Genomic DNA, 21,872 nt, shown 5'->3' on the forward strand with positions numbered 1-21,872 from the left:
CCACACCTTAGGGCACCGGCCCGCCGGAGGACATCCGCCGTCTCACGCGCCGACGAGGGGGCGGTGCGGCTCGGCGGGAACGGCCGTCCGCGGCAGGAACCGGGCCAGCGCGGCGGCCAGCAGGAAGGCGGCGGCGCTGTAGCCGAGGGCGCGGGGCAGGGCGGACCCGGCCGGCCCGCCGAAGTAGACCACCCCGGCCAGGGCCACACCGATCGCGCCGCCGAGCTGGGTCACCGAGTTCAGCACCCCGGAGGCCGCGCCCGCGCTGTCGGCCCGCACCTCGCCGAGGACGGTCTGCGACAGCATCGGCAGGGTCAGCCCGAGCCCCAGCCCGCTCAGCGCCAGGCACGGCACCACCGACCAGGGGGTGAGGTCCGCGCCGGAGCGGGCGGTCACCGCGCTCAGCCAGGCCGCGCCCAGCGCGGCCAGCGCGGTGCCGAGCCCGACCAGCAGGCGGCCCCGGCGGTGCCCGTACCGGTGGGTGAGCTGCGCGGTGCACGCGGTGCCGGCCGGCCAGGCCAGGCACACGAACGCGACCAGCAGCGGCGACCAGTCCAGCCCGAACTGCAACCCCCAGGTGAGCGTGATGAAGAGGGCGCCGATCCCGGAGAACAGCACCAGGTTCAGCGCCAGCCCGGCACTGAAGGAGCGCCGCCGGAACAGGCCGGTGGGGATCAGCGCGTCGTCCCCCCGGCGCATCTCGTACCGGGCGAAGGCGGCCAGCAGGGGGACGGCGCAGCCCAGCATGGCCAGCGACCAGCCGGGCCAGCCCAGCTCCCGCCCCTGGACCAGCGGGAAGGCCAGCAGCAGGACGACCCCGCTGATCAGGGCGACCCCGCCGAGGTCGAGCCGGGGCGGGGGGTCGGCCCGGGAGTCGTCCATCCAGCGCGCGGCACCGGCCAGGGCGAGCAGCCCGATCGGGATGTTGATGTAGAAGATGGAGCGCCAGCCGCCGTGCGTCGTCAGCAGCCCGCCCAGCACCGGCCCGCTCACCTGGGCCACGCCGAGCAGCACCCCGTAGAGGCTGAACGCGGCGGCGCGCTCCCGTCCGGGTGCGAACTGGACGGTGATCACCGAGATCGCCTGGGGGACCATCACCCCGGCGAAGGCGCCCTGCAGGATCCGGGCGGCGACGAGCGTGCCGGGCGACCAGGCGGCGCCGGCCAGCGCGGAGGCCAGGGTGAAGCCGGCGACCCCGGCGAGGAACACCCGGCGGCGGCCCGCGATGTCGCCCAGCCGGCCGCCGGTGACCAGCAGCAGCGCGTATGCCAGCGCGTAGCCCGCCACCGCCCACTGCCCGGCGGCGTATCCGGCTCCCAGGTCGCGCTGGATCGCGGGTAGCGCGACGTTGACGATCGTGACGTCGATCAGGTCCATGAACGTCGCGACGAGGACCACGGAAAGGGCGAGCCAACGGCGGCCGGCCAGTGCTTTCACCGCGACCTCCGTTATTGGACAGAGGGTTTTTAGGGTTCGATAGGGTTGCGGGCGCAATGGGGTGGGATGCCCTGGAAGCCGTCAATATACGGCAGCCCCCGGAGGTTGGACATGCGGCGATCGATCGGCCTGGTCCTGGTGGGGGCGGGGGGCTTCCTGCTCGCGCTGGCGCCCATGTTGCGGTTCTACGTGGCCGAACGGGTGGCGATCGCCCCGCTGAACCAGTACCAGACGACCAGGCTGGAAGACCGCAGCGCCACCTACTTCGACCTGGCCACCTTCAAGACGGTGCAGAACGCCACGGTGACCGCCATCAACACCCTCCGCGGGGACGTGCGGGCGGGCAACGAGCGGGTCGCGGTCTGGGACTCCTCCACCGAGATCTTCGACAAGCAGCGCAACAAGCGGATCCAGATCCAGGGGTACCGGGTCGCCTTCGACCGGCGGACCTCGGCGCTGGTCAACTGCTGCGGCAGCAACGTCGGCGGCGACACCAGCGTGCAGATGTCGGGGTACGCCCTGCTCTTCCCGCTGGCCAACGTGCAGAAGCGCGACTACACGTTCTTCGACATGACGACCAAGCGGCCCCTGCCGATGCGGTACGACGGCGTCGACAAGGTGCAGGGGATGACCACCTACCGCTTCGTCCAGGTGGTGCCCTACACCCGGACTGAGGGCGTGGAGTACCAGGTGCCGGGCGAGTTGCTGGGGCTGGGCCGGCGCAGCGGCAGCCACCGGGTGGACCGGTACGCGGGCGCCACGGTCACCGTCTGGGTGGACCCGCGCACCGGGATCCCGGTCAAGCACTGGCAGAGCATCCTCACCACGGTCCAGACGCCGGACGGGAAGGGGAAGCTGACTGTCGCCGCGGCGGATCTGGTCACCGTGGACGCCGACCAGAAGCGGAACGTGGCCTACTCCGAGGACCGGGCCACGCAGTTGCGGCTGCTCAACTCCACCGTCCCGACGGCGTCGGTGGGGGTGGGCGTGGTGATGCTGGCCGGCGGTTCCATCGTGGCGGCGCTCACCGGCCGGACGCGCACCCGGCCGGGCCGCGACCGCCACGGGCGGTACGGAAGCACCTCCGACGGACCCCGGAGCACGATCGTCCGCTGATACGCGTTCCATCGGGATCGGCTCGACTGAAGGGCTTTTCAAAGCGCTAAGTAGAACCTGTTGCAGTTTCTTGGGGCGGCGCCTAGAGTTCAAGCCGTGCGGACACGAGTAACCGAACTCTTCGGCATCGAGTACCCGATCTTCGCGTTCAGTCACTGCCGCGACGTGGTCGCCGCGGTGAGCCGCGCCGGCGGCATGGGCGTCCTCGGCGCCCTGTACTTCACCCCCGAGGAACTCGAGCTCGAGCTCAAGTGGATCGACGAGCACGTCGGCGGCAAGCCGTACGGCGTCGACGTCGTGATGCCGGCCAAGTACGAGGGCGCCGACCTCGGCGACGCCGAGGAGCTGCTGGGCCGGCTCCAGGGCATGATCCCCGAGCGGAACCGGGAGTTCCTCGAGGAACTGCTGGCCGAGCACGGCGTCGAGCCGTCCACCGAGAGCGCCGGCCGCGCCCTGCTCGGCTGGACCGACGCCACCGCCCGGCCCCAGGTGGAGGTGGCGCTCAAGCACCCGATCGCGCTGTTGGCCAACGCGCTCGGTCCGCCCCCGGCGGACGTGGTCGAGGAGGCCCACCAGCACGGCGTGAAGGTGGCGGGGCTGGCGAGCAACGCCCGGCACGCCCGCAAGCAGGTCGAGGTCGGCGTCGACATCATCGTCGCGCAGGGCACCGAGGCCGGCGGGCACACCGGCGACGTCTCCACCATGGTGCTGATCCCCGAGGTGGTGGACGCGGTCGGCGCGGACACCATGGTCCTCGCCGCCGGCGGGATCGGCCGGGGCCGCCAGATGGCCGCCGGCATGGCGCTCGGCGCCGACGGCGTGTGGACCGGCTCGATCTGGCTGACCGTGGACGAGGCCGACACCCAGGAGAACACCCGCGCCAAGCTGCTGGAGGCCACCTCGCGCGACACCGTCCGGTCGCGGTCGTGGACGGGCAAGCCCGCCCGGCTGCTGCGGACCGCCTGGACCGACGCCTGGGAGAGCGAGCGGTCACCCGGCTACCTGCCGATGCCCATGCAGTTCATGCTCATCTCGGACGCGCTGCGCCGGATCGGCCGCTCCGGGGACGGCGAACTGGTCACCTTCCCGGTCGGGCAGATCGTCGGCTCGATGAACCAGGTCAAGCCCGCCGCCCAGGTCGTCTACGACCTGATCGAGGAGTACGTCGAGTCCCTCGAACGCCTCAACGCCATCACCGAGGGCTGACCCCGCCGGACGGCCGGGCTCTCCTCCGGCCCGGCCGTCCGGGGGTCGCTCCGCCGCGAAGCCCGCGTCGCGCTGCCGCGCCCGCCAGCGGAACAAATCCTGTTATTTCGGGATATTACTAACGCTGTTGATAACGGTAAGGCCATCTGTCCGGGATATCGGCCCGCCGGATGTGGGGCGCATTTACCGTTACCGGGTGCCATCGACCGAACACGAAGCCGTCGTACGGCTGTTCCACGAAAGCCCGGCCCTGGCGGCCGGGCTGCTCCAGGACGCGCTGCACGTACCGCTGCCCGACTACGACTACGTCGGCCTGGAGTCCGGCGACCTCACCGAGACCACGCCCAGCGAACTCCGCGCCGACTCCGTCATCGTCTTCCAGCGCAAACGCCCCGACGCCGACCCCGAACCGGTGCTCGCCGTCGTCGTGGAGGTCCAGCGCGCCCGCGACCCCGGCAAGCACTGGACCTGGCCGATGTACCTGGTCGCCCTGCGCACCCGGATGCGCTGCCCCGCGGTCCTGCTGGTCGTCTGCCCCGAGGCCGCGATCGCGCGCTGGAGCGCCCGCCCGATCGACCTGGGCCACCCCAACCTGACCCTGGTCCCCCTCGTCGCCGGCCCCACCGAGGTCCCCGAGATCACGGACGTCCGGGAGGCGGCCCAGGACCTCGAACTCGCCGTGCTCTCGATGATCACCCATGCCGAGGCCCCCGGCGCCGCCGACATCGCGAACGCCCTGTTCACCGCCATCCATGACATCGACCCTGACCGGGGCGGTCTGTACGCTGACATGGTGCGGGCGGCTCTGTCCAGGGAGGTCTGGGATCACTTGGAGAAGCAGATGAAAACCGAAACCCGTGAATACCTCAGCGACTGGGTCCGCGAGAAAGTGGTCAAGGGCAAGGCTGAGGCCATAGCTGAATCGATCTTCAGAGTCCTGGCCGCCAGAGGGGTCGAAGTTCCGGAAGAAGTGCGGGCCGAGATCAGCGCGTGTACTGACCTTGAGCAGTTGGACGCGTGGGTGGGGATAGCCGCCACCGCTGATTCCGCTCGCGCACTGCTCGACTGAACGGGGACGATGTTGTCCCGAGAAGCTGGAGTGTGTGTGGAGGAGCGAGCGGAGATCAGAGCTCGCGGATACCTCAGCGACTGGGCCCGCGAGAACGTGGCCAAGGGACGAGCCGAGGCGATTGCCGAAACCAAGGCTAAGGTGATCTTCGACGTGCTTGCGGCCCGAGGGCTCGAAGTGCCTGAGGACGTTCGGGCTGAGGTCAGCGCGTGTACCGATCTCGAGCGGCTGGACGCGTGGGTGTGGATGTCCGCCACCGCTGATTCCGCCCGCGCACTGCTCGACCGAACGGGGATGGTGTTGTCCCGAGAAGCCGAAGTGCTCGCGGAGGGGTGGGCGGAGGCCAAGGCTCGCGGATACCTCAGCGACTGGGCTCGGCAGTCCTTCGCCGAGGGCTATGCCGAGGGTTATGCCAAGGGCTATGCCGAGGGTTATGCCGAGAGCATGGCAGAGAACTATGCCAAGGGCATGGCCGAGGCGATTCTCACGGTGCTGGCCGCCCGGGGACTCGAAGTGCCCGAGGACGTCCGGGCCGAGGTCAGCGCGTGTACCGATCTCGATCGGCTGGACGTCTGGATCGGGGTGGCCGCCACCGCCGAGTCCGCCCGGGCCCTGCTCGGTTGAGCCGGGGCGCGGGCGGGCCCGGTGCCCGGTGGGGTGGGGTCAGAAGCGGGTGAGGGTGGAGAAGAGGCGGCCGAGCAGGTAGTAGACCACGGCGCCCAGGCCCCAGTTCATGTACATCTGCCGTTCGGGGTCGGGGTTGGTGAAGACGTCCCGGAACGGGGTGGCCAGCCAGGTGCCGGCGTCCAGGGTGGCGCTCACGAAGCCGTTGCCGGGGTTGGCGTCGCTCCAGGTGAGCAGCATGCCCAGGCCCAGGATCAGCGCGGCGGCGCAGCCGGCGCCCCAGATCATCCCGCTGATCGGGTTGGTGCGCGACCTCGGCCACCGGCGCGGCCCGCGGCGCTCCTCGGGCTCCGGAGCCGAGCGCCGGGGCGGCCAGAACCTCCGCCGCCGGGTCTCCTCGGCGGCCGGGGTCTCTTCTTTCCGTCGGTTGGGCCACAGCTGCACGGCCATCTCGGCTCACTCCTCTCGTCGCCCCCGTTGTGCCGCGGCCGGAGGCGCCGAAACCCAACCCGCCGCTGACCTCGGGTGATCCGGTCATTGCCCGGGCGCGGCGAAGGCGCCGCCCGCTACCGCGGCGAGGGCGGGGCGAGCTGCTTCATGCACTTCTGCAGCGCGATCTGGCCCTTGCGCATGTCGAAGCCGGGCGGCGGGGACCACGTCTGCGGCGGCTCGGGGATGTTGATGCCCTCCTTGCGCATGCAGGCGGTGAGGGCGCGCAGCTCGGTCGGCTGCGGCGGGACCGGCGCGACGGAGCGGGGCCCGGTGGTGCCGCCGGACGCGCCGGGTGCGGGGGCCGAGCCGGCGGCGGGGGCGGAGGGGGCGCCGGTGGCCGAGGGCGGCGGGGCGGACGAGGTGTCGTCGCCCCCGCACGCGGTGAGGGTCAGGGCCGGGAGCAGGACCAGTGCCGCGGCGTGCCGGCGGCCGAAGGTGAACTGCACGGGGTGTCCTTTCGGTGGGGTGGGCCGGACGGTGGCGGCTCCCCCGCCCGGGAGGGACGGGGGAGCCGCCGGGTGCGATCAGGTCAGATCACGGGGGTGTCGACCAGGTAGACCAGCGGCGCGGGGGTGCCGCAGGTGGCCGAGGCCGAGGTGGAGCCGTTGAAGGTGAAGCTGGCGGCGGCGGAGCCGAGCGCGACCGCGATCCGGGTCGAGCCCGGGGCGGCGCCGAACGGTCCCGCGGTGAGCGTGCCGTTGGTGGGCAGCGACAGCACGATCTTCTTGTCCCTTTCGAGCGGGGTCGTCGGGATGTCGATCCCGTTGGCGGCGACGTTCATGGACGCCGGCGTTCCGCCCTCGGTGAGCAGTTCGAGTTTGGTCACCTTGCCCGCGGCGGTGGTATAGCCCATGTCCAACAGTTTGTTCACCGTCTTTGCCGGGATGGTGAGTGCTCCCGAGGCGTTGGTGAAGGAGAAGTTCGTCCCCTTCTTGATCGACAGCGGGAAGTGGCCGCCGACCGCGATGCCGACGTCCACCGGCTGGCCGCCGAGCGTGCAGGTGTAGGGGGCGTTGATGATGCCGACCACCTCGTTGGAGGCGGGCTCGGGGAAGTTCAGCGGAGCGCCGTGGATCTTCGCGGGCGGTTGCCCGGCGGGCCCGCCGACCGCGACGGTCAGCAGCGCGTTGCCCTGGGACGCGGTGCAGTCGGCCGTGATCGGCAGGGTGAAGCCCCAGTCGGACTTCAGGGTGATCTCGGCGACCGCGTGGTCGAACTTGAACGTCACCGAGCCGCTGCCGGGCGCGGTGTAGGGCCCGACGTCGAAGGTCTCGCCGGCCTTCAGCGGCAGGCCGACCTTCAGCGGCTGGCCGGGCTCGAACGCGATGTCCTTGATCTCCACCGGCTCCTTGGCGATGTTGATCGAGGCGGGGGTGGAGTTGCTGGCGCCGATGCTCAGGTCGGTGACCCTGGCGTCGGCCTTGGTGATCCCCAGCAGCGGCGCCAGGAAGGTCAGCCAGGACGGGATCGTGATGTTCCCCGAGCCCTGGGTCAGCCAGAACTCCTGGCCGGGCCCGAGTTGCACGGGCGCGACGCCCTGGACGTCCACGTCGCTGCCCAGATTGAAGATCGGGAGAACGCCGCCAAGGATGATCTTGCAGTTGATCGGCAGCTTGAACCGCCCGGTGTCGACCCCCACCTCCGGAACGTTGTCCAGCGGTAGCGCCTGCGCCGGCGGGGGCTGGAGCAGGGCGAACGAGAACACGGCGGCGGCGAGCGCGGCGAGTGCCCGCCGCCGGCCGGTCCTGCGTTCGGGCATCAGCCGGGCGCCGGTGCGATGCTTCGGCCTCATGGATCCTCCATAAGTACTTGGCGTGTACCGGTGGGGGTCTCATGGTGACCGTCATCCACAGGCCGGAAATACCGAGAGGGATGAGGAATCCGGCCTGGCCCTTGGCAACCTCCTTCGCGCGGACGGCCGCTCCGCCTGCCGGCATTTCCCATAAAAAGGGACGATTCGCCGGAGTAATTGCACTATCCGTAACGATGCGATTACCGATATGCGCTGAGGGGTGCGCCCGGGGCCGTCGCGCTTCTAGCGTTACGGCGAGCCACCGGCCGGACACGCGGCCGCTGTTCCATGGGCGTCCCGAAAGGCAGGGAAACATTGGAAGAGCACGTGCAGCCCGGAAGCCGCGACCAGTTCGACGAGCTGGCACGCATCAGCATGGCCGAAGGCATGGTCAGGGGAATGGCCAAGGGCATGGTCGAGGGCGAGGTGCGGGGCAGGGCCGAGTCGGTGCTCGTGGTGCTCTCGGCGCGTGGCCTGGAGGTGCCGGACGACGTGCGCGCCCAGATCTCCGCCTGCGCCGACCTGGCCCGGCTCGAAGACCTGATCAGGTCCGCCGTCACCGTCGATTCGGCCCGTACCCTGCTCTCCTGAGCGTCACTCGCCCTTGAAGACGGCCGGCCGCTTCTCCTTGAAGGCGCGCGAGCCCTCCTTGGCGTCGGCCGATCCGATCACCGGCCAGCCGATCTCGTCGGAGATCGGCAGCGCCTCGTCCTCGGACAGGTGGGCGGTCTCGCGGTAGCCGCGCAGGATCGCCTGGACCGACAGCGGCGCCGCGGCGGCGACCTCGGCGGCCAGTTCGCGGGCGGCCTTGAGCGCCTGCCCGTCGGGGACGACCTTGTTGACCAGGCCGTACGACAGCGCCTCGGCCGAGGTGACCGCCCGCCCGGTGAGCAGGATGTCCATGGCGTGGACGTAGGGGATCTGCCGGGGCAGCCTGATCACCGACCCGCCCATGGGGTACAGGCCGCGCCTGGCCTCGAACAGCCCGAGCGTCGCGCTCTCGGCGATCACCCGCAGGTCGGTGCCGAGCAGCAGTTCGGTGCCGCCGGCCACCGCGTACCCCTCCACCGCGGCGATGATCGGCTTGGTGGGCCGCCCGTCGCGGATCAGCCCCTTCCAGTGGTAGTTCTCGATCTCCGCGGCGCGCCGCCGGACGTACTCGTCCTCGGACGGCGAACCCATCGCCTTGAGGTCGGCGCCCGCGCAGAACACCCCTTCGGCGCCGGTCAGGATGCCGACCCGCACGTCCTGCTCAGTGGAAACGTACGCCCACGCGTCGGCCAGCCCGACGAGCATGTCGGTGCTCAGCGCGTTGCGCGCGGCCGGCCGGTTCATGGTCACGACGACGACGTGCCCGTCGCGCTCGATCGTGCAGTGCGGGGTGCTGATCGGCAGCCGTTCCACGCTCTCCTCCAACCGGTCCAGGGCATAAAACAAGAACAGATTCTAGTAACAATCAGCACCATAGAACAGGTCTTGCATCCCAAAACAAGAACGTGATCTACTTTAGTCCGGGGTTGTGACCCCCACCACACCGTACGACTGCCCGAGGGAGAATCCGATGGGGTCGTTGGGCTTCTGGCGGCTGGCCGCGCGCGATCCGGAGTGGATCGCCGCCGTGGATCCGGATGGCACCGAGCACACTGCGGGCGACCTGCTCGCCCGCGCGAACCGGGTGGTGCACGGGCTGCGCGAGCTGGGCCTGGAGCCCGGCGACGGCATCTGCGGGCTCGTGCCGAACGGTACCGACGGGCTGGTGCTCTACCTGGCCGCGCTCCAGGCCGGCTGGTACTACACCCCGATCAACTGGCACCTGACCGGCCCCGAAATCGGCTACATCGTGGCCGACAGCGAGGCCAAGGCGTTCTTCGTGCACGAGCGGCACGCCGCCGAGGGCGTGTCCGGCGCGGAGGAGGCCGGGCTCGACCCGCGGCGCCGGTTCGCGTTCGGCTCCGTCCCCGGGTTCCGTCCCGTGGCCGAACTGCTGGACGGGCAGCCCGACACCCTGCCGGAGAACCGCAGCGCCGGCGCCACCATGCACTACACCTCCGGCACCACCGGCCGGCCCAAGGGCGTCCGCCGCGCGCTGACCGGGATCGACCCCGACGACAGCGGCGAGCTCATGACGTTCCTGCTGGGGCTGTTCGGGATGACCCCCGGGGCGCCCGCCGGCGGCGACCCCCAGGCACACCTGGTGACCTCGCCGAACTACCACACCGCGGTCAGCCAGTTCGGCGGCACCGCGCTGCAGATGGGCCACACCGTCGTCTACATGGACCGGTGGGACGCCGAAGAGACGCTGCGGCTGATCGAGCGGTACGAGATCACCAGCACGCACATGGTGCCCACCCACTTCAAGCGGCTGATGTCGCTGCCCGAGGAGGTCAGGAACCGCTACGACGTCTCCTCCATGAAGTGGGCGATCCACGCCGCCGCGCCCTGCCCCGTCCCGCTGAAGCAGCAGATGCTCGACTGGTGGGGCGACTGCATCTGGGAGTACTACGCGGCCACCGAGGGCGGCGGCAGCATCGCCAGCCCGCAGGACTGGCGGGACCACCCCGGAACGGTCGGCAACGCCTGGCCGATCAGCGAACTGCTCGTCGTCGACGACGACGGCAAGCCCGTCCCCGCGGGCACCGCCGGCACGATCTACATGAAGATGGCCGGGGTCGAGTTCGAGTACAAGGGCGACCGGGACAAGACCGAGGCCGGCCGGCTGGACGACTACTTCACCGTCGGCGACATCGGCTACCTCACCGAGGACGGCTTCCTGTTCCTGTCCGACCGCAAGGCCGACATGATCATTTCGGGCGGGGCGAACATCTACCCGGCCGAGATCGAGAACGAGATCGTCATGCACCCCAAGGTCGCGGACGTCGCCGTGTTCGGCATCCCCGACGAGGAGTGGGGCGAGCAGATCAAGGCCGTGGTCGAGCCCGCCGAGGGCGTCGCCCCCGGACCGGAGCTGGCCGCGGAGATCCTGGCCGCGCTGGACGGCCGGCTGGCCCGGATGAAGTGGCCGAGGTCGATCGACTTCATCGAGGCCATGCCGCGCGAGCCCAACGGCAAGCTCCTCAAGCGCAAGCTGCGCGACCCGTACTGGAAGGACCAGGGCAGTGCCATCTGAGACCACGGCCCACGTGCTGGAGTTCCCCGGCGGCTACACCCGCTCGGTCGGCCCCGTCATCGGCCGGTTCCTGACCGAGCTGCGGTCGGGCCGCGTGGTCGGGGTGCGCACCGCCGCGGGCCGGGTGCTGGTGCCGCCGACCGAGTACGACCCCGACACCGGTGACGCGGTCACCGACGAGTTCGTCGAGGTCGGCCCGGCCGGCACGGTCGAGTCGTGGTCGTGGGTGCCGAACCCGCGCGCCACCCACCCGCTGGACCGCCCGTTCGCCTGGGCCCTGATCAGGATGGACGGCGCCGACACCGCCCTGCTGCACGCCCTCGACCTGGGCGAGGAGGGCCCCGAGCCGCCCCGCCGGCTGCGCGCCGGGCTGCGGGTCCGCCCGCGCTTCCGGGCCGAGCGGGTCGGCAGCGTCCGCGACATCGAGTGCTTCGAACCCGAGGTCACGATGTACGTGGCACCGACCCGGCTGGAGTACCGGCTGCACCCTGGCCGGGCGCTGGACCGGTTCCTGGAGGGCATGTCCGAGGGCCGCATCCTGGGCCACCGCTGCGAGGTCTGCGACAAGGTCCTGGTGCCGATGAAGGGCTTGTGCCCCATGGACGGGGTGCCCACCACCGAGGAGGTGGAGGTGGCCGACACCGGCACGGTCACCACCTTCGCCGTCAACAACATCCCCGACCCGCGCGCGCCCGAGGTGCCGTTCGTGTCGGCGTACATCCTGCTGGACGGCGCCGACGTCGCGATGCTCGCCCTGGTCTCCGGGATTCCCGCCGACCAGGTCCGGCTGGGCATGCGCGTCCGCGCGGCGTGGAAGCCCCGGGAGGAGTGGGGCCGCTCCATCGGCAACATCCGCTGGTTCGAGCCCACCGGGGAGCCCGACGTGCCCTTCGACGCGATCAAGGACTACACATGACCGACATCGCCGTGGTCGCGTTCGCCCAGACCACGCACACCGCCGAGAACGCCGGGCTGTCGGAGACCGAGATGCTCCTGCCGGTGATCCAGCAGGTCAAGGCCGCGACCGGGCTGAACCGGTTCGGGTTCACCTGCTCCGGCTCGTGCGACTACCTGGAGGGCGCGCCGTTCGCCTTCGTCTCCGCCCTGGACGCGGTCGGCGCCTGGCCGCCGATCGCCGAGAGCCATGTCGAGATGGACGCCGCCTGGGCGCTCTACGAGGCGTGGGTCGAGCTCAAGCACGGCGTGGTCGACACCGCCCTGGTGTACGGGTTCGGCAAGTCGTCCCAGACGGACGTCGCGGAACTGCTGGTCCAGCAGCTCGACCCGTACTACCTGGCCCCGCTCGGCCCCGACCAGGTGTCGCTGGCCGCCCTCCAGGCCCGCGCCCACCTCGACCGGTCCGGGGCCAAGGAGGACGACCTGCGCGCCGTGGCCGCCCGGTCCCGGGCCGCCGGCCGGGACAACCCGTACGCGCTGCACCTGGACGACCCGGCCGCCGACGCCGGGTACGAGGTCGCGCCGCTGCGCCCGCACGACGTGGCGCCGCGCACGGACGGCGCCGCGGCGATCGTGCTGGCCTCCGGTGACCGCGCCCGCGAGCTGTGCGAACGGCCCGCCTGGATCACCGGCATCGACCACCGGGCCGACGCCCACTCGCCCGGCGTCCGGGACCTGAGCCGGTCGGAGTCCGCCCGGCTGGCGGGGGAGCGGGCCGGAGCCGCCGGCGTCGAGGTGGCCGAACTGCACGCCCAGTTCAGCCACGAGGAGCTGATCCTGCGGGAGGCCCTGGGGCTCGGCGAGGACGTGCTCGTCAACCCGTCCGGCGGTGCCCTGTCCGCCAACCCGCCGATGGCCGCCGGGCTGATCCGGATCGGCGAGGCCGCGGCCCGCATCCATTCCGGCGCGGCCCGGCGGGCGCTCGGCCACGCGAGCTTCGGCCCGTGCCTCCAGCAGAACCTGGTGTGCGTCCTGGAAGGAGATCGGCGATGACCGAGCGCTGCGCGGTGATCGGGGTCGGGCAGACCGCCTACAAGACCCGGCGCCTGGACGTCTCGATCGCGGGGCTGGTCCGCGAGGCGGCGCTGCGCGCCCTGGAGGACGCCGGCCTGACCTGGACCGACATCGACGCGGTGGTGGTCGGCAAGGCGCCCGACCTGTTCGAGGGCGTGATCATGCCCGAGACGTACCTCGCCGACGCGCTGGGCGCCCGGGGCAAGCCGATGATGCGGGTGCACACCGCCGGCTCGGTCGGCGGCTCCACCGGCATCGTCGCCGCCAACCTGATCCGGTCGGGCGTCCACCAGCGGGTGCTGGTGGTGGCCTGGGAGAAGCAGTCGGAGTCCAACGCCACCTGGGCGCTGACGGTCGACCGGCCCTACAGCGCGTCGCTGGTGGTCGGCGCGGGCGGCTACTTCGCCCCGCACATCCGGGCGTACATGCAGCGCTCGAACGCCCCCGACCACATCGGGACGCTCGTCGCGGTGAAGGACCGCGAGAACGCGCTGAAGAACCCGTACGCGCACCTGAAGATCCCCGGCATCTCCCGCGAGATGGTCGAGATGACGCCCATGCTGTGGGAGCCGCTGCGCTACCTGGAGACCTGCCCCTCCTCCGACGGCGCCTGCGCGATGGTGCTGGCTTCGGAGGACGCCGCCCGGAGCGCGCCGAACCCGCCCGCCTGGGTGCACGGCACCGCGATGCGGTCCGAGCCGATCGTCTTCGCCGGGCGCGACACGGTGAGCCCGCGCGCCGGCATCGACTGCGCCGCCGACGTCTACGCCCAGGCGGGCATCACCGACCCCCGCGCCGAACTCGACTGCGCCGAGGTGTACGTCCCGTTCTCCTGGTACGAGCCGATGTGGCTGGAGAACCTGGGCTTCTGCGCCGAGGGCGAGGGCTGGAAGCTCACCGAGAACGGCGCCACGGCGCTGACCGGGGACATCCCGTGGAACCCGTCCGGCGGGGTGCTCTCCTCCAACCCGATCGGCGCGTCCGGGCTCATCCGGTTCGCCGAGGCGGCTCTCCAGGTGCGCGGCATGGCCGGCGAGTACCAGGTCGACGGCGCCCGCCGGGCGCTCGGCCACGCCTACGGCGGCGGCGCGCAGTTCTTCGCGATGTGGATTGTCGGTTCAGACAGACCGTGAGGTGCCCCGATGGAGTTCCACCAGGCTGATTTGTTCGAGGCGATAGCGGACGCGATCGGGGACCGCGTCGCGCTGGCGTGCGGCGACCGGCGGCTCACCTTCGCCGAGATGGACGCCGAGGCCAACCGGCTGGCCCACCACCTGATCGCCGCCGGGGTGCGGCCCGGGGAGCACGTCGGGATGCAGCTCTACAACGGGGTTGAGTACGCCGCCGCGCTGCTCGCCACGTTGAAGATCCGGGCGGTGCCCGTCAACGTCAACTACCGGTACGTGCAGAAGGAACTGCTCTACCTCTACCAGGACTCCGACATCGTGGCGCTGCTGTACGACGCGGAGTTCGACGACCGGGTGGCGGCGACCGCCCCGCAGGCGCCGAAGCTGCGGCACCTGATCTCGGTGGGCGGGCCGGGCTCGGTGCCCGGCTCGGTGGAGTACGAGGAGGCGCTGGCCGGCTGCTCCACCGGCCGCGGGTTCCCGCCGCGCTCGCCCGACGACACCTACATCATCTACACCGGCGGGACCACCGGCATGCCCAAGGGCGTGATGTGGAGCCTGCGGGACCTGTTCTTCGCGTTCGGCAACCCGGCGGCGCCCCCCTTCTCGGTGCCGCAGGACGTGGTGGAGTTCGCCCGCACCTCCGGGCCGATGATCATGATGACGGCGCCGCCGCTGATGCACGGCGCCGCGCAGATGGCCACGTTCATCGCCTGGTGCATGGGCGCCGCCATCGTCTACGTGCGCAAGTTCGACGCCGACGAGGTCTGGCGGACGATCGGGCGCGAGCGGGTCAACTCGCTGACGGTCACCGGGGACGCGATGGCGATCCCGATGGCCGACGCGCTGGAGCGCGACTCCTACGACCTGTCGTCGCTGATCACCTACGCCTCGACCGGGGCGATCCTCACCGGCGCGGTGCGGGACCGGCTGCAGGCGCTGCTGCCCAACGTGATGATCCTGGACCGGTTCGGGTCCACCGAGTCCGGCTCCACCGCCGCGGCGGTCGCCGGGTCCAGCCCCGAGAAGGGGCTGCGGTTCTCGCCCGACGTGCCCGACGTGACGGTGCTGGACGAGTCGCTGCGTCCCGTCGAGCCCGGCTCCGGGGTGCTGGGGCAGGTCGCCCGGACGGGCTTCATCGCCCGCGGCTACTACAACGACCCGGAGAAGACGGCGAAGACGTTCCCCCAGGTGGACGGCCGGCGCTGGCTGCTCACCGGCGACATCGCCACGGTCGAGGCGGACGGCACCATCGCGGTCTTCGGCCGCGGCTCGCAGGCCATCAACACCGGCGGGGAGAAGGTCTTCCCCGAGGAGGTGGAGGCGGTCCTGAAGGGGCACCCGGACGTGTACGACGCGGTCGTCACCGGCGTCCCCGACCCGCGCTGGGGCAGCCGGGTCGCCGCGGTGGTCCAGCTCTACCCGGACCGCCCGGCCCCCTCCTCGGAGGAGCTGGACGCCCACTGCCGGGAGAGCCTGTCGGGCTACAAGGTGCCGCGCGCCTACGCCTTCGTCCCCGAGATCGTCCGCTCCCCGACGGGCAAGGCGGACTACCGCTGGGCCAAGGAGACCGCGGCGGCCGCGGGCTGAGTTCCCGGAGTCTTCATCTCGATCGGGACCGTGTCGGGGCGTGGTGTCGGGGCGGGCGGTTAGAGTGCTGCCCTCCCCGGCATACCAGGAGCTTTCCCCTGTCATGGACATCCCCGGTTACGAGATCGTCGAGATGCTGGGCGCGGGCGGGTTCGGCACCGTCTACCGCGCCCGCCAGCTGGCCGTGCGGCGCGAGGTCGCGCTGAAGATCGACAGCCGGGTGCTGTCCACCGAGCGGGACCGGCGGCGCTTCATGCGCGAGGTCACCGCGGCCGGCCGGCTGTCCGGGCACCCGCACGTGGTGGCGCTCTACGACGCGGGCACGCTCCCCGACGGCCGGCCGTACATGGTCATGGCGCTGTGCCCCGACGGCTCGCTGAACGACCGGCTGCACGACTCGGGCCCGTTCCCCGCCGCCGAGGTCCGCGACATCGGGGTGCGGATCGCCGACGCCCTGGCCGCCGCGCACGCCGCCGGGGTGCTGCACCGCGACGTGAAGCCCGCCAACATCCTCCGCGACCCCTACGGCGGGGTCGCGCTGGCCGACTTCGGCCTGGCCAGCATGCCCGCCCCCGGCCTGGAGTCGTCCGCCACCCGGGAGGCCCTCACCCCCGCGTACGCCCCGCCCGAGGCGTTCCAGCTGGTCGAGCCGGCTCCGGTGGGCGACGTGTACTCGCTGGCGGCCTCGCTGTACGCGCTGCTCTCGGGCCGCCCCCCGCACTTCCCGCCCGGCGGCCCGCCGTCCATCCCGGCCCTGCTGGCGGCGCAGCGCCACCCGGTGCCGGACGTTCCCGGTGCCCCGCCCGCCCTGGTCGAGGTCCTCCGCCGGGCCCTCGCCTACGACCCGGCCGCCCGCACCCCCACCGCCGCGGCCCTCCGCGACGCCCTCGCCGCCCTGGCCCCCGCCGACCTGGCCGGTTCCGCGCCTGTGCCGGGCCCGCGAACCGACCCGGGCCTGCCCGCCCCGGCGGGCGCCTCGTCCGATCGCGGGCCGGTCGCCTCCGGACCCGGGGTCGTGTCCGGCCCGCCGCCCGTGGCGGCCGCCCCGGCCGGTTCCGGGCCGACCGCCTCCGGAGCACATGTCGTGCCCGGGACGGGCACTCCCGGCCTCCCGCCCCCGCCGGGCTCGCCGCCCGGTACGGGCGGCGCCGCGTTCGGGGTTTCGCCCGTATCGGGTCCGCGGACGGATCCGGGTTCGCCTGTCCACGGCACGGATCCTTCAGGCCGGGGCGCGGTGTTCTCGCCCGGTCACGCGCCCGGCCCTCCGCCGGTGGCCGGGCCGCCCGCCCCCGCGCCGGGTGCCCCCTGGGCGTCCCCGTCCGGACCGGGTACCGGGGGATACGGAGCGCAGTACCCCGGCGGGGAGCACGGCGGCTGGCCCGGCCCGCAGACCCGGCCGCCCGGCGGCTGGCACGGCACCACGAGCCCGGGACGTCCCGCCCGCCAGGGCATCGGCAGGGGCGTGTTGCTGAGCGCCGCCGCGCTGGTCGCCGCGGCGATCGTCGGCGCGGGCGCGCTGGTGGCCATGTCCGACCGGGGTGACGGGGAGCCGGGTACCGGGGCCGCCTCCGGCGGCGCGTCGCCCGGAGCGGGGAACGCCTCCCGGCCCGCCGCGAACGGCGGGTACGGGGTCCCCACGGTGACCGAGAACTGCCCCGCCGCGGGCGTCCAGGGCGCGCAGGCCCGATGCACCACGACCGCGGAGTGCTGGGGCGGCATGGTGGTGATCTCCGGGGACGCGCGGGCGACCCGCTACGACTGCGTGCGCCGGCACAGCTGGGAGACGTTCGCCATCGGCCTGCTGCCCGCCGACGCCCAGACCTGGAACCAGCAGGAACTGGCCCAGCACCCGCTGATCCGCCAGGTCTGCTCCAAGCAGGTCCTGCTCGCCTCCCGCAAGGGCGCCGGGCTCCGGCACCCGGTGGCCGGGTGGCGGCCCGACGTGCTCCCGCCGTCCCAGGCGTCCTTCGAGAACGGCAACCGCGTCTACCGCTGCGTCGCCGCCCACACCGGACTGGACGGCCTCCAGGGCACCTCCTTCCACGCGAGCTGAACGCCCGCGGTCCTGCCGAAGGATCACCCGTGCCCGGGCGTTCCCGGCTGGTTCGGCTTCTCCCGAGGCCGCCATGCGGCACCGCCCGAGCGGAGCCGCCCTGGACGGCGCCGCCCGGTTCGCGGCGGGCATCGGGTGGCCGGGTCAGACCCGGACCGCTGTGCAGGTGGCCCGGACGGTTGGCCAGGGGTGGCCAGAGTCCGGGGAACTCATGTGGACGACCAGATCAGGCGGCCACTACGCATCATCGGTATATGTGTCGTTCTGACGCTTAATAGTGGGATGCGGGGCATAGTGGTTGGCGGCAGCCCCGGGGCGACGACCCGCGGGCGAGGTACCGAGCCGGTGCGGAAGTCGGGAGACGCGAATGGACGAGGTGGCCGAAGCGAACGCCGACGCCAGGGCCGGGATGCCCCGGCCGGACGAAGCCGCCGACGCCGCCGAACTGGTCGCGGCGATGCGGCGGCTCAAGAACTGGTCCGGGCACAGCTACCGGGAACTGGAGCGGCGTGCCGCGGCGGCCGGCGACGCCCTGCCGCGCAGCACCGTCACCCTGGCGCTGACCCGCGACACCCTGCCCCGCGAGGACATGCTCGCCGCGTTCGTCCGCGCCTGCGGGGGCGACGACGACCAGGTGCGCTGCTGGATCACGGCCCGCCGCCGCATCGCGGGAGCGGGCCGCACCGGACCGGACCCCGCGGTCCGGGTCGAGGAACTCCCGCGCCGCCCGGACACCGCCTACCGGGGAGTCCGCAGGCTGGTGGCGGCCCTGACCGTGGTGGTGGCGGTGGTCGGCGCCGTCGCGGTGTTCGCGCTGGTCGAGAACGAGGCGAACAGAACCGCCCCGGCCGGCTCGGACCCCGCCCCCGGCCCGCCGGTCATGGACCTCCCCCCACCGGACGAACGGCTGCTGCGCACCCCGCCGCCCGCCCCCGCCGGCGCCCCCACCGTGCTGTACGTGGGCGAGACGATCGCCCGGCAGACCCGCAACGCGCTGGCCTACTTCGTGCACCGCACCGGCCGGGGCGCCGTCGTCGCCACCGAGCAGCCGGGCAGCGCGATCTGCGACCACCTGGGCGGCACCCCGAACTCCTCGGTACCGGCCACCCGCCGCCTGCCCGCGATGATCAGGAGCGTCCGGCCGCGCGTGGTGGTGATGCAGTTCTGGGGCCACTCCTCCGAGTACACCCCCTGCACCGGCGGAGCCCGCCCCGACCGGGACGACTACTACCACCGCTACTGGAACGACGCCCACCAGGCCGTCCGGCAGATCACCGAGGCGGCCCGGCAGGCCGGCATCCCCCGCCCCCGGGTGGTGTGGGTGCTCCAGCCCCCCGACGCCGGCGACCCCGACCGGGTCCGCCGCCTCAACCAGGACGTCTACACCACGGTCGCGCACGCCCACCAGGACCTGACCTCCGACGCCGGCTGGCAGCTCAGCACCGCCGCGCACGGCGGCCCCCCGATCCCCGACGGCCGCCACCGCAGCCCCCAGTTCTCCCCGTGCACCCCCGACGAGCGGCGCCACGGCTACTGCACGCACCCGCGGATGGACGGCGGCATGGCCCAGCTCTACAGGAAGACCGACGACCGCAAACTCCACCTCTGCCTCACCTCGGCGATCCTCGACCCTCAGCCCTGCGACAGCAGATCCCCTGGCGTCATCCGCTACGCCCGCACCATCGCCGCCACCGCCACCGCCGCCCTGGAATGAACCACCGGCGATCCCCGCCCCGAACCCTTTCGTGATCCTTGAGGATTCGAGGGGTCATCGCCCCTCGAATCCTCAAGGATCACGTTCGAGGGGACGGGGCTCGCGGCACGGAACGGGAGCGTCGTGCCTCGATCGGGTGCCGGTTACGGCGCGGTGCGCCGGTAGTCGGCGATGGCGGTGATGGCCGCGGCCATGTCGGCTTCGGTGTTGTAGTAGTGGACGGAGAGGCGGAGCAGTTCGCCGCGCGGGCTCGTCATGATGCGGCGGGCGGCGAGGAAGGACGCCAGTCGTTCCGGGTCGGTGTCGCGGATCGCGACCTGGGGGCCCCGCGCGTCCGGTGCCGCGGGGGAGGCGATCGTTTCCCCGCGGCGGGCTAGTTCGGTGTGCAGGTGGTCGGTGAGCGCCGCGATGTGCTCCCTGACCGCGCGGGGGTCCAGGGCCGAGATCAGCCGCAGGCCCGCGACCGCGCCGTAGGCGGCCGGGACGGGCGGGGTGCCCACCTCGAAGCGGCGCGCGGTTTTCGCGTAGTCGAGCTCGTAGGGGTTGAACGAGAACGGGTCGGCCCGGCCGAACCAGCCCGTGAGCTGCGGGTCCCGGTCCTGTGATGCTCCGGCGCGGGCGTAGAGGAACGCGATGCCGGGGATGCCGAGCAGGTACTTCAGCGCGCCGCCGATGAGGTAGTCGCAGCCGAGTTCGGCGACGTTCACGGGCTCGACGCCGAGCCCCTGGTAGGCGTCGACGATCACCTGGGCGCCGCGCCGGTGCGCGAGCGCGGCGATCTCCGCCACCGGCAGCCGTTGGCCGTGCCGGAAGCTGACCAGCGGGACCGACACCAGCCGCGTCCGCTCGTCGATCGCCTGGTCGTAGCCGTCGAGCGTGGCGAAGCCTCCGGTGGAGACCGCGTGCCGCACCGTGGCGCCCCGCGCGCGCTGGGCGAGCCAGACGTGCGCGATCGAGGGGAACTCCAGGTCGGTGGTGACGATCGCGTCGCCCGGCGACCAGGCCAGGCCGGAGGCGACCTGGTAGGCGCCCTCGGACGCGCAGGACACGATCGCGACCTCGTCGGCGTCGGCGCCGATGAGGTCGGCGAAGCGCCGCCGCGCCTCCTCGACCCGCTCCGTCCACGGGTGCCACGGGTCGCCGGGTTCGAGCAGCCGCGCCTGGAACTCGGCCAGGGACCCGGCCAGCGCGTCGGACATCGCGCCCTGGCTGCAGGAGGCGAGGTAGGTCAGGTTCTCCAGGGCGGGGAACCGCCGCCTGAACTGCTCCGGCGTCTCACCCATCGGTCCGCGCGCCGTCCGCGATGAGGTTCCGGAGCCGTTCCAGGGCGAGCCGGGCGCTGCCGGGGAGGTCGCGGGCCGCGCGGAGGTCGCTCAGGCGGGCGAGCCATGCCATGACCACCTCCAGGGGCGGGCCGCTGGCCGTGATGCCCTTGCGCCGTTCCTCCGGCGCGTCCCTGGCCGGCTCCTCGAGGAAGGGCTTGACGAGCTTGTGGTGGTGGAAGGAGGAGGCGGTGCCGTGCGCCCGGCAGAGGGCGAGGAAGTGCTCGGCGTTCTCCCGCAACCGCGGGGTGACGGGGCCTGCCGCCGCCTCCCGCAGGAACGCCTCCAGCAGGGATTCGGCGGTGACGACCCCGCGCAGCCTGGCCTGGTCCTCGGGCGGGAGGTAGGGGCGCTTCTCGGCCAGTATGCCCTGGTAGAAGGGGTCTCGCGGGTCGCACAGGCCGAGCAGGACGTCGAGCTCGTTGATCGCCGAGAAGTCGCCGGCGTTCGCGCCGCGGTACTCCGTGCCGCCGACGCGGTACGGCTTGAAGTAGGGCCGGACGTTGAAGAAGAAGCGGTCGACGTCGAGCGTCCGGCCCAGCGTGCGCTGGAACTCCATGACGTCGTCGAGCGCCGCGCGCGCGTCCTCCAGCAGGTACGTCGCCATCGGGTTCGACACCCCCATCGGGGGGACGGACCGCAGCGCGTGGGCGGCGCGCCGGTAGGCCAGCGCGGCCAGGGCGTTGTAGGTGATGAAGACGGACTCGTCGTCGAGCGAGGTGAACGTCCGGTACGCGTCGTGGACGGCCGGGTTGTAAAACGACTGGTGGGCGAACACGAACCTGGGCACGACACCGAGCGACGAGCCCAGCAGGTTCGCCAGCGACCAGGCGGCCGACAGCTCCTCGGCGCCGTCGGGGCCGTCGACCTCGTGCCTGCGGCAGGACGCGAGGTAGAACCCGACGGCGCCCAGCAGCCGGTACCTCTCCTGGGCGCCGGGCGGCATCCCGCCGTCCTCGACGATCGGGGCGATCAGCTTCGCGCCGTCCGTGCGGATCATCCGCTTGATCGTGTCGAGGTGCGGGTCGTGGACGATCTCGCGCCGAGCCGAGAAGTACGCCTCTTCCAGTTCGGTGTTGCGTTCGACGAACTCCTGCCTGATCCACCGGTCGAACCGGTCGACGGCCGCTGCATCCATAGCCTGGACCCCCTGACCTCCGAGCGGACCGCAAGTAGCGCGCCCCTGACCATCGTCACCGACAACCCGGCCAAGTTCGGTCATTCCCCCTGGT

At 72.3% G+C, this 21,872-nt stretch carries 19 protein-coding genes; 12 read left to right on the forward strand and 7 right to left on the reverse strand.

The window, feature by feature from the left end:
- Positions 1–42: 42 nt before the first annotated feature.
- Positions 43–1,437: an MFS transporter gene (locus DPM19_RS07540; RefSeq protein WP_233509958.1), complete on the reverse strand. Its 1,395-nt coding sequence runs from the start codon at positions 1,435–1,437 to the stop codon at positions 43–45.
- 111 nt (positions 1,438–1,548) lie between these two features.
- Between DPM19_RS07540 and DPM19_RS07545 the strand changes: the two genes are divergently transcribed.
- The 4 genes from DPM19_RS07545 (at position 1,549) to DPM19_RS35640 (ending at position 5,452) form a co-directional block, all read left to right on the forward strand.
- Entirely contained in the window at positions 1,549–2,553 is a 1,005-nt protein-coding gene (locus tag DPM19_RS07545) for a DUF3068 domain-containing protein (protein WP_158566721.1), read from the forward strand.
- Between the two features lie 96 nt (positions 2,554–2,649).
- Entirely contained in the window at positions 2,650–3,759 is a 1,110-nt protein-coding gene (locus DPM19_RS07550) for an NAD(P)H-dependent flavin oxidoreductase (RefSeq protein WP_111864099.1), read from the forward strand.
- 196 nt (positions 3,760–3,955) lie between these two features.
- Positions 3,956–4,828 (forward strand): hypothetical protein, encoded by an 873-nt coding sequence (locus DPM19_RS07555; RefSeq protein ID WP_111864100.1) that lies wholly within the window; start codon positions 3,956–3,958, stop codon positions 4,826–4,828.
- A gap of 36 nt (positions 4,829–4,864) precedes the next feature.
- Positions 4,865–5,452, forward strand: a complete 588-nt coding sequence (locus DPM19_RS35640; RefSeq protein WP_199484911.1) for a hypothetical protein — start codon at positions 4,865–4,867, stop codon at positions 5,450–5,452.
- Between the two features lie 39 nt (positions 5,453–5,491).
- Here the strand turns inward: DPM19_RS35640 and DPM19_RS07565 are convergent, their stop codons facing one another.
- The 3 genes from DPM19_RS07565 to DPM19_RS07575 all read right to left on the reverse strand — a co-directional run bounded on the left by DPM19_RS07565 (position 5,492) and on the right by DPM19_RS07575 (position 7,736).
- Positions 5,492–5,902 (reverse strand): hypothetical protein, encoded by a 411-nt coding sequence (locus DPM19_RS07565; RefSeq protein WP_111864101.1) that lies wholly within the window; start codon positions 5,900–5,902, stop codon positions 5,492–5,494.
- A gap of 116 nt (positions 5,903–6,018) precedes the next feature.
- The gene (locus tag DPM19_RS07570) at positions 6,019–6,390 is read right to left on the reverse strand and encodes a hypothetical protein (RefSeq protein WP_111864102.1); all 372 of its coding nucleotides are present in this window, start codon (positions 6,388–6,390) and stop codon (positions 6,019–6,021) included.
- Positions 6,391–6,473: 83 nt separating this feature from the next.
- Positions 6,474–7,736 (reverse strand): DUF6801 domain-containing protein, encoded by a 1,263-nt coding sequence (locus tag DPM19_RS07575; RefSeq protein WP_233509959.1) that lies wholly within the window; start codon positions 7,734–7,736, stop codon positions 6,474–6,476.
- A gap of 327 nt (positions 7,737–8,063) precedes the next feature.
- Here DPM19_RS07575 and DPM19_RS07580 point away from each other — a divergent pair, with 327 nt between their 5' ends.
- The gene (locus DPM19_RS07580) at positions 8,064–8,327 is read left to right on the forward strand and encodes a hypothetical protein (protein ID WP_111864103.1); all 264 of its coding nucleotides are present in this window, start codon (positions 8,064–8,066) and stop codon (positions 8,325–8,327) included.
- Positions 8,328–8,330: 3 nt separating this feature from the next.
- Here the strand turns inward: DPM19_RS07580 and DPM19_RS07585 are convergent, their stop codons facing one another.
- Positions 8,331–9,140 carry a crotonase/enoyl-CoA hydratase family protein gene (locus DPM19_RS07585; protein WP_199484953.1) on the reverse strand — a complete coding sequence of 270 codons (810 nt, stop codon included), beginning with the start codon at positions 9,138–9,140 and terminating at the stop codon, positions 8,331–8,333.
- 157 nt (positions 9,141–9,297) lie between these two features.
- Between DPM19_RS07585 and DPM19_RS07590 the strand changes: the two genes are divergently transcribed.
- The 7 genes from DPM19_RS07590 to DPM19_RS35650 all read left to right on the forward strand — a co-directional run bounded on the left by DPM19_RS07590 (position 9,298) and on the right by DPM19_RS35650 (position 19,318).
- Entirely contained in the window at positions 9,298–10,863 is a 1,566-nt protein-coding gene (locus DPM19_RS07590) for an acyl-CoA synthetase (RefSeq protein WP_111864105.1), read from the forward strand.
- Positions 10,853–11,779, forward strand: a complete 927-nt coding sequence (locus DPM19_RS07595) for a Zn-ribbon domain-containing OB-fold protein (RefSeq protein ID WP_111864106.1) — start codon at positions 10,853–10,855, stop codon at positions 11,777–11,779. The genes DPM19_RS07590 and DPM19_RS07595 overlap by 11 nt, the downstream gene beginning before the upstream one ends.
- The gene (locus DPM19_RS07600; protein ID WP_111864107.1) at positions 11,776–12,813 is read left to right on the forward strand and encodes a thiolase domain-containing protein; all 1,038 of its coding nucleotides are present in this window, start codon (positions 11,776–11,778) and stop codon (positions 12,811–12,813) included. Before DPM19_RS07595 ends, DPM19_RS07600 begins: the two co-directional genes overlap by 4 nt.
- Positions 12,810–13,967, forward strand: coding sequence for a thiolase domain-containing protein (locus DPM19_RS07605; RefSeq protein WP_111864108.1), 1,158 nt, complete (start codon positions 12,810–12,812; stop codon positions 13,965–13,967). Before DPM19_RS07600 ends, DPM19_RS07605 begins: the two co-directional genes overlap by 4 nt.
- A gap of 9 nt (positions 13,968–13,976) precedes the next feature.
- Entirely contained in the window at positions 13,977–15,551 is a 1,575-nt protein-coding gene (locus tag DPM19_RS07610) for an acyl-CoA synthetase (protein ID WP_111864109.1), read from the forward strand.
- A 103-nt stretch (positions 15,552–15,654) separates the two neighbouring features.
- Positions 15,655–17,604, forward strand: coding sequence for a serine/threonine-protein kinase (locus DPM19_RS35645; protein WP_199484912.1), 1,950 nt, complete (start codon positions 15,655–15,657; stop codon positions 17,602–17,604).
- A gap of 367 nt (positions 17,605–17,971) precedes the next feature.
- The gene (locus tag DPM19_RS35650) at positions 17,972–19,318 is read left to right on the forward strand and encodes a hypothetical protein (RefSeq protein ID WP_199484913.1); all 1,347 of its coding nucleotides are present in this window, start codon (positions 17,972–17,974) and stop codon (positions 19,316–19,318) included.
- 143 nt (positions 19,319–19,461) lie between these two features.
- Here DPM19_RS35650 and DPM19_RS07625 read toward each other — a convergent pair whose 3' ends face one another.
- Complete coding sequence (locus DPM19_RS07625; RefSeq protein ID WP_199484914.1) at positions 19,462–20,601, reverse strand: aminotransferase class V-fold PLP-dependent enzyme; 1,140 nt, start codon at positions 20,599–20,601, stop codon at positions 19,462–19,464.
- Positions 20,594–21,778 carry a monodechloroaminopyrrolnitrin synthase PrnB family protein gene (locus tag DPM19_RS07630; RefSeq protein ID WP_158566722.1) on the reverse strand — a complete coding sequence of 395 codons (1,185 nt, stop codon included), beginning with the start codon at positions 21,776–21,778 and terminating at the stop codon, positions 20,594–20,596. Before DPM19_RS07630 ends, DPM19_RS07625 begins: the two co-directional genes overlap by 8 nt.
- Positions 21,779–21,872 lie beyond the last annotated feature (94 nt).

This window comes from Actinomadura craniellae, assembly GCF_003289645.1.
Taxonomy (GTDB): Bacteria; Actinomycetota; Actinomycetes; order Streptosporangiales; family Streptosporangiaceae; genus Actinomadura_D; species Actinomadura_D craniellae.

Coding starts and splice junctions, on each gene's coding strand:
- DPM19_RS07545 (WP_158566721.1), top strand. CDS start 1,549: ATGCGGCGATCGATCGGCCTGGTCCTGGTGGGGGCGGGGGGCTTCCTG.
- DPM19_RS07565 (WP_111864101.1), bottom strand. CDS start 5,902: ATGGCCGTGCAGCTGTGGCCCAACCGACGGAAAGAAGAGACCCCGGCC.
- DPM19_RS07575 (WP_233509959.1), bottom strand. CDS start 7,736: ATGAGGCCGAAGCATCGCACCGGCGCCCGGCTGATGCCCGAACGCAGG.
- DPM19_RS07590 (WP_111864105.1), top strand. CDS start 9,298: ATGGGGTCGTTGGGCTTCTGGCGGCTGGCCGCGCGCGATCCGGAGTGG.
- DPM19_RS07600 (WP_111864107.1), top strand. CDS start 11,776: ATGACCGACATCGCCGTGGTCGCGTTCGCCCAGACCACGCACACCGCC.
- DPM19_RS07605 (WP_111864108.1), top strand. CDS start 12,810: ATGACCGAGCGCTGCGCGGTGATCGGGGTCGGGCAGACCGCCTACAAG.
- DPM19_RS07610 (WP_111864109.1), top strand. CDS start 13,977: ATGGAGTTCCACCAGGCTGATTTGTTCGAGGCGATAGCGGACGCGATC.
- DPM19_RS35645 (WP_199484912.1), top strand. CDS start 15,655: ATGGACATCCCCGGTTACGAGATCGTCGAGATGCTGGGCGCGGGCGGG.
- DPM19_RS35650 (WP_199484913.1), top strand. CDS start 17,972: ATGGACGAGGTGGCCGAAGCGAACGCCGACGCCAGGGCCGGGATGCCC.
- DPM19_RS07625 (WP_199484914.1), bottom strand. CDS start 20,601: ATGGGTGAGACGCCGGAGCAGTTCAGGCGGCGGTTCCCCGCCCTGGAG.
- DPM19_RS07630 (WP_158566722.1), bottom strand. CDS start 21,778: ATGGATGCAGCGGCCGTCGACCGGTTCGACCGGTGGATCAGGCAGGAG.